Here is a 13,209-nt window from a genome sequence, read left to right on the forward strand (position 1 = left end):
CAGGGAAGTGTGAGTGACACATGAAGATCTTCTTGGTCAGCATCCGCGACCAGGTGCTCTGGCAGGCAAGATCACATGGAGCTCTGTTCATCGCAGTCGTGGGAGTCATCGCGGGCCTTGTGCCGATGGTGCCATGGCTTCCGCGATACCTGTTGTTCGCGTTGAGCCTGCTCGGTGTTCTCATCGGAATCATCGCCCTCTACTGGGAGGGTTCGAGCCTGAATCGTCGATTCCGCGCGCACGAGCTGGTCGAAAGGAATCCTGTGTTCGGGCAGGTCCTGCCCCATGACGACGACCTTCCTGATCGCTTCTTCTCGCCTCGTGGGTCGATCGTCTACGACCGTGACCTGAATTCGTCGCTTCTGAATGATCTCGAAATAGAGATTCAGTATCGTTCACGTTACCGACTGCCCCGAGATCTCAAGGAGATCGCGCCGTACATCCTACGCAGGACCACCGCCGGAAGCTGGCATTTCAATGGTCCTTGCGTGGGCATGGCAGGCGATCTGAGGACCGACGGGGCGCTCGTCATCCCGTTTCGAGAAGCCGGCTTCTTCGACCATCTCTGCTCGAATGAACTCATGCGGTGGCGCCTGCGGCGCGGAGAGGAATCCTGGGATCTGCCGCAGAGGTACTTGTACGACTCCGAACGACGGTTGATCCCACTGGCCAGCAGCGAATTGGCCAATGTCATCGGCGTCTCAACCTTCGCCCTGAGCACCGACGACAAGGTGCTGATCGTCGAACAGACTGCCCGCAACCATTCGAGCCAGGGCCTGTTGGCGCCATCCGGCTCAGGGAGCCTGGAGCCGGAGGATCACAGCGTCAGTCTCGCGCCTTTCATCCTCAACGGCGCGAACCGGGAGCTTCTCGAGGAGACCGGCATCACGGATGACCAGATTCGCACCTCACATCTCATTGGATTCGGCAGGTGGTTGGAGCGTGGAGCGAAGCCTGAGTTCTTCGCGGTGACCTTGCTCAACGATTCGGCGGCAAACATCGAGGAGCGGCGTGGGGCGGTTTCCCGGAGTGAAGCTCACTACACCCGCCGCACCAGGTGGATCGAACTCGCTGACCTCATCGAACCGGATGAAGACACCCGGTCCATCATGAGCGTCCCACTCGGGTATGGCGCGCTCGCGCTGAGGGATGCTCTGGACAACCGACACACAGTGTTCGAAGCTCACTGATCCGAATGATGGCCACCCTCTGGGAAGTCAGCATCCTACTCTGAAGTTTGCTTAACTTCGCGGCCCACTGAGCATCGCTGAATGCAGCGCCCCCTACCCGGATGTCGTCGCAGCGGCCGCAACGAGGTGTTCGGCGATGGCCAGCGCCGAGGTGGCTCCCGGGGAGGGGGCGTTGCGGACGAACATCGCAGGCCCTGCCCGGTCGATGACGAAGTCGTCGACGAGCGACCCGTCCCGGTTCATCGCCTGGGCGCGGATTCCGCGGGTCGCCCGCCGGCCGCGAGCGCCGGCGAGGCTCGGGACGTAACGAGCCGCCTCGGCGACGAAGCGCTCGGTCGAGAGCACTCCCCCGATCTCCCGCACCGCCATGGGCAGGTTCCCGGCCGCGAACCGCCAGAACCCGGGGTCGGCGGCGACGGCGAGAGAGTCGCGGACGTTGAGGCCGAGACCCGAGTAGCCCTCGCGGGAGAAGGAGAGGAAGGCGTTGGGTCCGATCATCAGGCCGCCGTCGATGCGGCGGGTGACGTGGACGCCGAGGAAGGGGTACTTCGGATCCGGCACGGGGTACACGAGTCCGCGCACGGCGTCATCGTGGTCATCGTCGAGGATGAAGTACTGGCCGAAGAACGGGACGATGGAGGGCTGCCTGCTCTCCCCTGACCGGGCGGCGAGGCGATCGGATTGGAGACCGGCGCAGACGATGACCCGATCGAATTCGTGGGCGTCGTGGGCGGTGCGCACGATCGCCCGCTCCCCGGCGGGTCCTCGGCGGGCCTCGATGCGGGAGACCAGGGTGGAGAAGCGGACCCGGCCGCCGCCTCGGCGGACATCGGCGACGAGGGCCTCGGTGAGTCCGCGGTAGTCGATGATCGCCGTGTGCGGGGAGTGGAGCGCCGTCAGGCCGGTGACGCCCGGTTCCACGGCGGCCAGGCCGTGCGCGTCGAGCATCGCGACGTCAGGGACGCCGTTGGCGCGGGCGCGGGCGGCAATCGCTTCGAGGCGCTGCGCTTCGGCCTCGGTCGTCGCGACGACGACCTTGCCGCATTCGTCGACGGCGACGTCGTGGGCGGCGGCGAATTCGCGCAGCAGCGCCACTCCGCGACGGCACAGGGTCGCCTTGAGGCTGCCCGGTTCGTAGTAGAGACCGGCGTGGACGACCCCGGAGTTGTGACCGGTCTGATGGGCGGCCGGCCGGTCCTCCTTCTCGTACAGGGTGACCTCGGCACGATCATCGCGGCGGAGGATCTCACGCGCGACGGCGGCGCCGATGATGCCGGCACCGATGACGGCGTGTCGCTTCCTCGCACTCATGGCCGCTCGTCCTCTCGCGGTGTCGCGGATCCCAACTGGTCAGGGGACCCGATGGCCTCCGATCGTAGCGACCACGGCGGCGACACCACCTCGGCGAACAATGCTTGAGACTCACGTCACACTCAAGTACGGTCAGAGGACACTACAGGAGGTGGTTCCGATGAGCGGAGTCAATGAGGATTTCTATCAGCCGTCGACCCACCCGGGCGACATCATCGAGGTGCTCGACGAAGAGACCGGCGAGATGGTCAAACGGAGGATCATCCTCGACGAGTTCGGCAACGGCACGAAGACGCGGCCGCTCGAAGAGGGCGAAGACGACGAGCTGCCCGAGAGCAGCTGAACCCGCCGGCGTACCAGGCGCCGAGCCTCACCACCAGGCGCGCACGGTCTCGGTCGGTCCGTCCACTTCGGTGAAGCCGGCGTCGATGACGCTGACCGGGCGGTTGTTCTCCGCCCAGGTCTCCTCCGTCGGGGTGACCACGCGCAGGGCGAAACCGCCGGCCCGCCAGGCTTCGCGCACCTCGGCGGGCATCTGCTCGAAGGCGAGCTGCGCACCGTGGGCGACCTGGGCGGCGGCCTTGCCAGTCGTCAGCGTGACCAGGGGTGAGAGTTCGATCGTCACGACCGCCTCGGCGGCCGGAACCGAGGTCTCACCCTCATCGGGGAATTCGGTGCCTCCGACCTGCAGCTTCGACAGCTGCGGGGGCAGCGGGGAGACGGGGCCGGGAGGGAAGACCGAGGCCTCGGCCGGGGCGAAGTCCGCGGTGCCGCCGAAGGAGACGGTCACGCTGCCGAGGGCACGCGCATCGTCGAGCTTCTTCCCGTCGCCGCGTCGGACCACCTTGCGGATCGCCCCGTCACGCCAGTATTCGACGGCTTCGGACCATTCGCCTCCCGGCTGGGTCCGCGGGTCGTCGAGGAACGTCACGACCGCTCGCGCAGTGGATTCGAGGACGTCGATGTGACGGGCCGGCGCCGACTTGGACTTCCGGACGACGATGGGCAGCGACCACGGCACCTCGTGGTCGGTCTCATGTCGGCGCATCTGCTCGATCCGCGTCTGCTCGCTCACCTGGTTCCTCCGTCTCTCGGCCGCTGACCCTGCCGGTCGCGGTTGCGTCGCGGGGTACTGCGGCACGTCCCGCGCGTCCAGTGATGACAACGCCGGGAGCCTGCGCTTATTCCCGAACCGCGGCCTTCTCGCGTTCTCGTAGTCCCAGCGGCGAACCCGGTTCCAGGTGCCGAACCACTGCGGCCCGCATCGCAGGTCGCGGGTACGCTGAAGCGGTGCGCAGCCCGTGGCCGCGCAGGGAAGGACGCGATGACAGACGAGACCCCGCACTCGAGAAGCGACGAGGCAGCCGTCCTCGCTGCGATTCCCACTGACATCCGCAGCGCCCTGTCGGTGCAGATGATCGACGTGCTCGCGGTCCAAGCCGCGCGCGCAGCCGAATGTCGGGACGCCGCCGCCAGCGCACTCGCCGATCAGGCGCAGGCGAGTCCGGCTTCGCGCGAGAACTCCCCCACGCCGCCGGAGTTCGTCGCCGCACGCGCCGAGTACCGTGCCGAACGCGCCCACTGGAACGAGGGTGGGCCGACTATGGCGCAGACCCTTGACGGGCGCATCGAGGTCGGGGACGTCGCCGTGCCCGTGCGCATCCACCGGCCCACCGCCGAGGCTGTCCTGCCCGGCATCGTCTTCCTCCACGGCGGCGGTTTTTCCCTCGGCGACCTCGACACGCACGAGCGGATCGCCCGGGTGATCGCCGCAGGCTCCCGCGCAGCGGTCATCGCCGTCGACTACTCGCTCTCCCCCGAGGCCGTGTTCCCGCAGGCTCTCCACGAATGCGCGAGCGTCATCGACCACCTTGCCCGCCACGGCGAGGCGTGGGGAATCGATCCGACCCGCCTGGCCGTGGCCGGGGATTCCGCCGGGGCCATGCTCGCCCTCGGTGCCGCGCTGCTCCTGAGAGACGAACCGGAACGGATCTTCCGTGACGAACCCGAACGCGTGCGGGCCGACCCGGGCTTCTCCTCGATCACGTCCCTGCTGCTCTTCTACGGCGCTCACGGTCTCACCGACTCGACGAGCCGGAGGCTCTTCGGCGGGGAGTGGGACGGGATGGGCCCCGATGCCCTCACCTCGATCGCCGCCTTCCACTACGCGACACCCGCCGATGCAGCGAGCCCCTACGTCGACCACCTCGGCGCCGATCTGGGCGGACTGCCTCCGACGTTCGTCGCAGCGGCCGGGCTCGATCCGCTCCGCGACGACTCCCGAGCCCTCGCCGCGCTCCTGCGCAGGGCAGGCACCGAGGTCGAGTTCGTCGAATACCCGCACGTCCTCCACTCGTTCCTCCACTTCGGTCGGATGCTCGACGAGGCGAACGCCGCCCTCGCATCGGCCGCGGACTTCGCCGCCTCGCACTTCGATCGACGAGGTTGAAGCCCTGCCGACGGGCGGCGCCGAAGTCGATCGTCACCGGAGCCGAATCGTTGCCTGAGAACGACGGTCGGCCGCGGGGTGTATCCTGGGAAGCCTTGTGATCCCCGTGCGGGGATCCCTGCGTCGTCAGGACACTCTCACTCTGTGCTCGCGAGCATCGACTCACGGCTCATGATCCTCTCCTCTCGGCGAACCAGAACGCGGACCCGCGTTCGGACACCCTGCCGGGATGTGCAGCCTCCTCCGCTCGAATGCGGATGCGGAGTGCGCGCCGGCGCGTCGAAAGGCCACCCCATCACCGCATCCACCACCTCCGCCCTGTCCTTCGCCGACCTCGGCGTTCCTACGACCCTCGTCGACGAGCTTGCGAAGGACGGCAAGACCGAGGCCTTCCCCATCCAGGCGGACACCCTCGCCGACACCCTTGCCGGTCGCGACGTGCTCGGCCGCGGCAAGACCGGCTCGGGCAAGACTCTCGCCTTCTCCATCCCGATGGTCGCCCGGCTCTCCGCGACTCAGCCGGAGCGTCCGGCCCGCGGTCGCGCGCCGCGCGGACTCGTCCTCGCCCCCACCCGGGAGCTGGCCACACAGATCAGCGCTGTGCTCGAACCTCTTGCGAAGGCGAGCCGGCTGACGACCACGACGATCTTCGGCGGGGTCAAGCAGAAGCGTCAGGAGACCGCACTCGCCTCCGGCGTCGACATCGTCGTCGCCTGCCCCGGCCGCCTCGAGGACCTGCTCCAGCAGGGTCTCGTCTCCCTCGACGACATCGAGGTCACCGTCCTCGATGAGGCCGACCACATGGCCGACATGGGGTTCCTGCCCGGTGTCACCCGCATCCTCGCGAAGACTCCGGAGCGGGGTCAGCGGATGTTCTTCTCCGCCACCCTCGACAACGACGTGGACAAACTGGTCCGCCGGTTCCTCCACGATCAGGTGCTCCACTCCGTCGACGACCCGAGTTCGCACGTCGATGCCATGACGCACCACCTCTTCGAAGTCACCCCCGAGGACAAGAACGACCTCGTCCACCGCTTGGCCTCCGGGTCCGGGCGCCGGATCCTCTTCACGCGCACGAAGCATCGGGCGAAGCGGCTCGCGCGGCTGCTGACGAAGCAGGGCATCCCTGCCGTCGACATGCACGGCAATCTCTCCCAGTCCGCCCGCGAACGCCACCTCTCAGCGTTCGCCGACGGCGGAGTCAAGGTGCTCGTCGCGACCGATGTGGCCGCCCGCGGAGTCCACGTCGACGCCGTCGAACTCGTCGTCCACGTCGACCCGCCCACCGAGCACAAGGCGTACCTGCACCGTTCGGGTCGCACCGCACGTGCCGGCAGCGCCGGGGACGTCGTCACGATCATGACGCCCGAGGAGCGCAAGGACACGCTCGCCCTGCTGCGCAAGGCGAAGATCTCCGTGAAGCCGCAGAAGGTCACCGCCGACTCCGCGCTGGTGACCCCGCTCGTCGGCGAGGTCGCCGAGTTCGTCGAGCCGCAGGCGGGCAATCCGGAGCGGGTTCCCGGCACCGAGGCGGTCCCACCCGTGCAGTCTCCGTCGCAGAAGCGCTCCTCGCGTCGCCGCCGCGGACGGCGCGGGGCCGGCTCCCAGTCGGGCAGCGGTCAGGCGGGCAGTGGCCAGGCGACCGGCTCGAGGGATGCGGCCGGTTCCCGCGAGACGACAGGTTCCCGAGGCAGTGGTGCGAAGGCGAACAACCCGCGTTCCGGTGGCGAGCGCTCCGGCGCTGCCCAGTCCGGAGGCGGACGCACAGGCAGCGCACGCTCGGGCGGCGCGAAGCGCCGTACGAACCGTTCGTCCGACGGCAGCCGGTCCCGCGGTGAGGCGTCGCGACGCAGCCAGTCGGCCACGAGCACTCCGCGCCAGGGAGGTGCCCGCCGGAGCTCGGAGGCGCGTGGCACGACGGCGGAGACCCGGCAGCGCAACCGCTCGCGTACCGGAGGCTCCCAGCAGGTCTACTCGACGAGCAGCTGAGCTCCCGGCGACATCGACAGCCACTGCAGGCATCTCCCATGCCGGGCAGCCGTCCGGCACGGGAGACCCCGTTGCTCAGAACGTCGGCACGTCGTCGATGAGGGACCGCGTGTAGGCGTGCTGCGGGTTCTCGAGCACGGAGTCCGCTGACCCGTAGTCGACGATCTTGCCCTTGTTGAGCACCGCGAGGTTATCGGCGATATGGCGTGAGAGCGCGATGTTGTGGGTGACGAAGAGCATCGCGAGCTGACGTTCGGCCCGCAGGGTGCGCAGCAGCCCGATGATCGAGGCCTGGACGCTGACGTCGAGCGCCGAGGTGATCTCGTCGCAGACGAGGACGTCGGGTGCGTTGACGAGCGCTCGGGCGATCGCCGCCCTCTGCCGTTCACCGCCGGAGAGGTCTCCCGGGCGCCGGTGGTAGAAGCTGCGGCCCAGCCGCACCGCGTCGAGCGCCTCCTCGACGGTCGCCTTCCGACTCGCCGCGGTCCCCTCCCCGCTCATCTCGAGCGGCACCGTCAGCGACTGTCCGATCGAGCGGCGCGGATTGAGGGAGGAGAACGGTGACTGGAAGACGTACTGGATGCCGATGCGCTGATCGTTCGTGCGCTTGCGCGTCGATCGGGCGAGTTCGACCCCGCGCAGCCGCACCGCTCCCGTGTAGTCGTCGTTGAGTCCGGCCACACACCGCGACAGCGTCGTCTTGCCCGACCCGGATTCGCCGAGGAGCATCGTGCACTCCCCCGGTTCGAGCCGCAGGTTGATGCCGTCGAGGATCTGCGCCTTCCCATAGGAGAGCGCGACGTCGGCGACCTCGAGGAGGACGGGTCCCGCACCGGAATCCTCGGCCGGATCCGGGACCGCCGCAGTGCTCGCCGAGGCGGGGGCCGCCTCGGCGCCGTCAGCGGAGTGACCGAGGTAGACGTCGGTCGCGGCACTCGATTCGTCGCCGATCCTCTTGTCCCCGGCGAGGTCGGGCACCGCGGCGAGGAGCATCTTCGTGTAGTCGTGCTGCGGGTTCGTCAGCACCTCGCCGACGGGCCCCTCTTCGACGAGGTCGCCGCGCAGCATGACCGCCACCCGGTCGGAGATGTCCTTGATCACCGCGAGGTCGTGGGTGATGTAGAGGCCGGCGACGTCGTTGGCCACGGTCATCTGCCGGATGGTGTCGAGCACGACGGCCTGCGTGGAGACGTCGAGACCGGTCGTCGGCTCATCGAGGATGAGGACGTCGGGGTACATCGCGAAGGCCATGGCGATGCCGATGCGCTGCTGCTGGCCGCCCGAGAGCTGATGCGGCCACCGGTTCTGGTAGGCCTTGTCGCCCGGCAGTCCGACATCGGCGAGCACTTGGGTGATCCGCGCCTCCCGTTCGGCCGCGGAGGACCCGAAGCCGTGGATGTCGAGGACTTCGCGGATCTGTTCACCCACCCGCATCGCGGGGTTGAGGGAGAGCGCCGGGTCCTGGGGGATGTAGGCGATGCGGGATCCGCGCAGGGAGCGCACGGCCACCTCGTCGAGGTCGAGGACCTCCACCGCGGTGTCCTCACCGCGCGGCCACAGGCTCACCGACCCCGAGGCGTACTTGAGTCCGGAGCGGAAGTGGCCCATGCAGGCCAGGCCCGCGGTCGTCTTGCCGGACCCGGACTCGCCGACGAGGCCGAGGATCTCTCCGCGGGCGAGCGCGAAGCTGACCCCGTGGAGGATCTCGTCGCCGGCGTACGTGTCGATGCGCAGATCCGAGACGCGCAGGACGATGCTCTCGTTGGGGGCGCGGTCCTCGATGGCAACCGTGTCGTTGGTCGTCGTCATCATTCCTCCACAGTGGTCGAAGCGGTGGCCCGGGCGAAGGAGTCCGCGAGCAGGTTGGTGCCGATCGTGAGCAGGGCGATCGCGATGACCGGCAGGAGCACGCCCCAGGGCTGGATGCTCAGGGCGATGCGGTTCTCGTTGATCATCAGGCCCCAGTCGGCGGCGGGCGGCTGCAGGCCGAGTCCGAGGAACGACAGCGAGGCGATCGCACCGATCGAGTAGGTCAGGCGCAGGCCCGCCTCGACGCTCAGCGGCCCGGTGATGTTGGGCAGCAGTTCGCGGACGAGGACCTTCGTGCGCGGCATCGCGTACATCTCCGCGGCGAGGATGTAGTCCTCGTTGATGACGTTCAGCGTCGCCGACCGCGCTACCCGGGCGATGCGCGGGGCGTGGGTGATGCCGATGACGGTGATGAGCACCCAGCCCTGCGGACCGAGGACCGTGATCGCCAGGAGGGCGAAGACGAGCTGCGGGATCGCGAGCAGGACGTCGTTGAGGCGCATGATGATCGCATCGAAGCGACCGCCGACGTAGGCGGCGAGCATGCCGACGGCGGCGCCGAGGACCATGCCCAGGGCGGTGGCGAGGACCGAGTAGATGATGAGGGTGAACCCGCCGGCGAGGAACCGGGAGAGGACGCTGCGGCCGAGGTTGTCGGTGCCGAAGATGCCGTAGGCGGAGAACGGCTTGCCGACGAACTCCGTCGCGGTCGATCCCGTCGCCCACGGCAGCAGGAGCGGTCCGCAGAAGGCGAAGAGGACGACGATCGCCGTGAGCGTCAGCCCGATCCGCCCCTGCTTCTGGGCGATCACGCGCCGGAGGAACGGCACGTAGGTCGTCTGGGATTCCTTGGGGATCTCCGCGGCTTCGATCGCGGAGGACTTCATGTCGTCGAGGCTGCTGCTCATGCTGCGCTCCTCAGTTTCGGGTTGGTGAGGATGCCGACGATGTCGGCAGCCAGGTTGACCACGACGTAGACGGCGGCGACGAGCATCGAGATCGCCTGGACGACCTGGACGTCGCGGTAGGTGACGGCGTCGATGAGGGCTTGGCCGATGCCGGGGTAGCGGAAGAGGAACTCGACGACGACCACGCCGCCGGCGAGCCAGGCGAGCTGGATGGCGATGACCTGGGCGACGGGACCGAGGGCGTGGGGCACGGCGTGGCGGAGGATCACGCGCCGCTCCGGGACTCCTTTGAGGCGGGCCATCTCGACGAACCCGGAGTCGAGGACTTCGATCATCGTCGCCCGCATCATCCTCACGATGTAGGGGGTGACGACGAGGACGAGGGTCGCGGTCGGCAGGACGAGCTGGGCGGGGATCATCCACACCGGCTGGCCCGGTGGGGCGAGGGTGACGGCGGGCAGGATCTGGAAGACCGAGGTCGCGAAGATCGCGATGAGGCCGATGCCGATGACGAACTCGGGCATCGCGGCGAGCACGAGGCTGATGCCGGTCAGCGCCTGGTCCCGGCGGGTGCCGCGGTGCAGGGCGGAGTAGACGCCGAGGCCGATGCCCAGGGGCACCGAGATGATCGCGGCCAGGGCCATGAGGATGAAGGAGTTGCCGATGCGTTCGCCGAGGAGGTCGGAGACCGGGCCGCCGGTGGCGGTCGAGGTGCCGAAGTCGCCGACGAAGAGGCCGCCGAGCCATTCGAGGTAGCGCTGCCAGGCCGGCAGGTTGAGGCCGAGCTGTTCGTTGAGGGCGGCGATGCGCTCCGGGGTGGCCTGCTGGCCGAGGATCGCCCGGGCCGCGTCGCCGGGCAGCAGCAGGGTGGCGCCGAAGACGAGGAGGGAGACGGCGAGGAGGATGAAGGCGGAGAAGATCAGCCTGCGGATGATGACTTGGGCGAACATGTCACACCTCTCCGATCCAGAGACGGTCGAAGCGCCACCCGCCCAGCGGTCGGCCGGTGGCGTTGGGCCGCAGACCGCCGACGTACTTCTGGTAGGCGTCGACCTGGTTGGCGAAGCCCCAGATGATGTAGCCGCCGTTGTCGTAGAGGATCTTCTGGGCTTCGTGTTCGAGATCCCGCCGGGACTTCGGATCGGGCAGGGCACGGGCTTCTTGGACGATGGAGGTGAAGTTCGGATCGTTCCAGTTCGTCTCGTTGAACGGCGACTCCGGCATCACGCAGGACACGCACTGCGGCAGGAAGTCGCGGGTGTACCAGAAGTCCTGGGCGAAGTCCCATTTGAGGTAGTTCTCCCCGAAGAACGTCGTCGCGTCGACGCGGCGGATTTTCACTCGGATGCCGGCGTCGGCAGCCTGCTGGGCGAAGACCTGCGCGGCCTCGACGACTCCCGACTGGATGGGGGCGGTGACGAGCTCGACGTCGAGGCCGCCCTCGTGCCCCGCCTCGGCGAGGAGCTTCTTCGCCTGCTCGACGTCACGGGTGCGCTGCGGGAAGTCGGGGTAGTTCTCACTCAGGGGCCCGAACATGTCGTTGCCGATCGTGCCGTAGCCGGAGAGCACCTGCTCGATCATCTGCTCGCGGTCGACGACGAGCCGGAACGCCTGCCTGACCTTGACGTTGTCGAACGGAGGCCGGTCGACGCGCATCGTGAACGGCAGCCACATGCCGGTCTCGGAGTTGAGGATCGCCATCCGCTCGTCGGCGCCGATGACCTCGACGAGGGCGAGCGGGATCTGCCCGATCGCGTCGACCTGGCTGGAGAGGAGGGCGTTGATGAGGGCATCCGAGTCGTTGAAGTTGAGGAGGTTGACGGCGTCGAGCCAGTTGCCGTCCTTGCGCCAGTAGTACTCGTTGCGCTCGAGCACGGTGGACACCGCCGGGGTGTGTGAGCTGAGCTTGTACGGTCCCGAGGACACGGGCTTCGCAGGGTCGTAGTCGCGGGGGACGATGCCGGTCGTGTACTCGGAGACCGAGTCGTTGAGGAGGCCGTTGGGTGAGCTGAGCCGGAACTCGACGGTGCGGTCACCGGTGGCGACGACCTCGTCGAGCATCGTGAAGCTCGCCGCCGCGGTCTTCGGGTCGTTGGGGTCGTTGATCCGCTCGAACGAGAAGACGACGTCGTCGGGGGTGATGTCGCGCCCGTCGGAGAACTTGATGCCCGGTCGCAGCGTCGCCGTCCACACCGTGGCGTCGGCGTTGGGTTCGAACTTCTCGGCGAGCTCGGTCTGGATCTTGTAGTCGTCGGTGCGTGAGAGCAGGCAGTTGTAGAGGTTGACGGTGCGGGCGATGTCGCCGGAGTTGACGGGGATGTGGGCGTCGACGGTGTCGGCGGAGTTGCCGCCGGTCACGCCCACGCGTAAGGTGCCCCCGCGCACGGGGTCACCGGCGCTGATCGCGCCGACGGCTCCCCCGCCGCATGCGCTCAGGCCGGCGAGCGCCGTCAGCGACAGGCCGGCTCCGAGTGCTTGTCTTCGGTTCGGTGTGCTCATGTGCCTTCTTCCTGGGACGCTTCGTCCTGGGGCGGACGACTGGACGGCTGAGGCGTTGGGACCTCAGGGGGTGAGGATTCCGCGGAGTCTGCGGGGGCGAGGATGTGGGCGTCGAGGAATGCTTCGATCATCAGCGCGGCGTCATCGTCGCTGACCGTCATCTGGCGGGCGCTGCGGGCGATGCCGAGGCCGTCGATGAACGTGCTCAGGGTCTTGACCATGAGGTCCGTGTCGCCGGCGCGCACCCGACCCGAGCGCTGCCCGGCGACGATGACGCCGGTGATGAGGTCGAGCCATTCGCTGTAGACGGCGGTGAGGTTGAGGCGTGATTGCTCGTCGACGACCGCGCGCGCCCAGCTCTGGATCCAGATCGACCACACGCGCCGCACCGAGGGGTCGACACCGGCGTGGACGCGGGCGAACCGGCGCAGCACGTCGACGGGATCGTCGGGTTCGAGGAGGTCGCGGGCGGTCGCGATGATCTCGAGCGAATACCGCAGTGCCGCTTCGAGCAGCTGGGTCTTCGTGCGGAAATGGTAGGTGATCGCCGAGGCCGACAGACCGCTCGCCTCGGCGATGTCGTGGACGCGCACGGCGTCGATGCCGCGGTCGGCGTAGAGCTCCCAGGCGGCTGCGACGATCCGTCGCCGGTTGCGGGTGCCCTTCGACATCCACTCCCCGTTGTCGGCTCTGCACGGGGTGTCCGCGGCACCGCCTGCACCGGCGGGGAGCTCTCCGTCGGAGATCATGTGCGCGCTCGAGACCGCGCTGATCGTGCGCCGAGGTAGTGTCCGGCCCGGGATCCGGCCGCTGCCGCGCGTGAGCCAGTCGGTGGTGACGTCGGTGAGTTCGGCGATGCGGGTGATCTCCTCGATGCGGAACTTCCTCGTCCCGGCGAGTGACTTCGAGAGCTTGCTCGGTTCGAGCCCGATGCTGCGGGCGACTTCGCTGTGGTTGATGCCTGCCCGGCTGATGGCAGCGCGCACACGAGTCCCGAGACCGGCGCGGTCGCCGTTCGCTGCCTCTCTGCTGCCGAACACCACCCCAGTCTGCA

At 68.3% G+C, this 13,209-nt stretch carries 11 protein-coding genes; 4 read left to right on the forward strand and 7 right to left on the reverse strand.

Going from position 1 to position 13,209, the window contains the following annotated elements; genetic code table 11:
• Window positions 1-20: 20 nt before the first annotated feature.
• Window positions 21-1,190 (forward strand): hypothetical protein, encoded by a 1,170-nt coding sequence (locus AAHA49_RS02980; protein WP_342037158.1) that lies wholly within the window; start codon window positions 21-23, stop codon window positions 1,188-1,190.
• A gap of 93 nt (window positions 1,191-1,283) precedes the next feature.
• Here the strand turns inward: AAHA49_RS02980 and lhgO are convergent, their stop codons facing one another.
• Window positions 1,284-2,501, reverse strand: a complete 1,218-nt coding sequence (gene lhgO / locus AAHA49_RS02985) for an L-2-hydroxyglutarate oxidase (protein ID WP_342037159.1) — start codon at window positions 2,499-2,501, stop codon at window positions 1,284-1,286.
• Between the two features lie 160 nt (window positions 2,502-2,661).
• Here lhgO and AAHA49_RS02990 point away from each other — a divergent pair, with 160 nt between their 5' ends.
• On the forward strand, window positions 2,662-2,844 hold the full coding sequence (locus AAHA49_RS02990) for a hypothetical protein (protein WP_167560477.1): 183 nt from the start codon (window positions 2,662-2,664) through the stop codon (window positions 2,842-2,844).
• A gap of 27 nt (window positions 2,845-2,871) precedes the next feature.
• Here the strand turns inward: AAHA49_RS02990 and AAHA49_RS02995 are convergent, their stop codons facing one another.
• The gene (locus tag AAHA49_RS02995; RefSeq protein ID WP_342037160.1) at window positions 2,872-3,576 is read right to left on the reverse strand and encodes a peptidyl-tRNA hydrolase; all 705 of its coding nucleotides are present in this window, start codon (window positions 3,574-3,576) and stop codon (window positions 2,872-2,874) included.
• 249 nt (window positions 3,577-3,825) lie between these two features.
• Between AAHA49_RS02995 and AAHA49_RS03000 the strand changes: the two genes are divergently transcribed.
• Complete coding sequence (locus tag AAHA49_RS03000) at window positions 3,826-4,950, forward strand: alpha/beta hydrolase fold domain-containing protein (RefSeq protein ID WP_342037161.1); 1,125 nt, start codon at window positions 3,826-3,828, stop codon at window positions 4,948-4,950.
• A 264-nt stretch (window positions 4,951-5,214) separates the two neighbouring features.
• Window positions 5,215-6,939, forward strand: a complete 1,725-nt coding sequence (locus AAHA49_RS03005; RefSeq protein WP_342037162.1) for a DEAD/DEAH box helicase — start codon at window positions 5,215-5,217, stop codon at window positions 6,937-6,939.
• 75 nt (window positions 6,940-7,014) lie between these two features.
• Here AAHA49_RS03005 and AAHA49_RS03010 read toward each other — a convergent pair whose 3' ends face one another.
• Genes AAHA49_RS03010 through AAHA49_RS03030 form a run of 5 tightly spaced genes read right to left on the reverse strand, consistent with a single transcriptional unit; the run spans window position 7,015 to window position 13,195 of the window.
• Window positions 7,015-8,748 (reverse strand): ABC transporter ATP-binding protein, encoded by a 1,734-nt coding sequence (locus AAHA49_RS03010; RefSeq protein WP_342037163.1) that lies wholly within the window; start codon window positions 8,746-8,748, stop codon window positions 7,015-7,017.
• A complete protein-coding gene (locus AAHA49_RS03015) occupies window positions 8,748-9,656 on the reverse strand; it encodes an ABC transporter permease subunit (RefSeq protein ID WP_205772207.1) in 909 nt (302 codons plus the stop codon). Before AAHA49_RS03015 ends, AAHA49_RS03010 begins: the two co-directional genes overlap by 1 nt.
• Window positions 9,653-10,606: an ABC transporter permease subunit gene (locus AAHA49_RS03020; RefSeq protein ID WP_167560483.1), complete on the reverse strand. Its 954-nt coding sequence runs from the start codon at window positions 10,604-10,606 to the stop codon at window positions 9,653-9,655. Before AAHA49_RS03020 ends, AAHA49_RS03015 begins: the two co-directional genes overlap by 4 nt.
• A 1-nt stretch (window position 10,607) precedes the next feature.
• Complete coding sequence (locus tag AAHA49_RS03025; RefSeq protein ID WP_342037164.1) at window positions 10,608-12,155, reverse strand: ABC transporter substrate-binding protein; 1,548 nt, start codon at window positions 12,153-12,155, stop codon at window positions 10,608-10,610.
• Complete coding sequence (locus tag AAHA49_RS03030) at window positions 12,152-13,195, reverse strand: TetR/AcrR family transcriptional regulator (protein ID WP_342037165.1); 1,044 nt, start codon at window positions 13,193-13,195, stop codon at window positions 12,152-12,154. Before AAHA49_RS03030 ends, AAHA49_RS03025 begins: the two co-directional genes overlap by 4 nt.
• Window positions 13,196-13,209: the final 14 nt, after the last annotated feature.

The organism is Brevibacterium ammoniilyticum, from assembly GCF_038429965.1.
Classification (GTDB): domain Bacteria; phylum Actinomycetota; class Actinomycetes; order Actinomycetales; family Brevibacteriaceae; genus Brevibacterium; species Brevibacterium ammoniilyticum.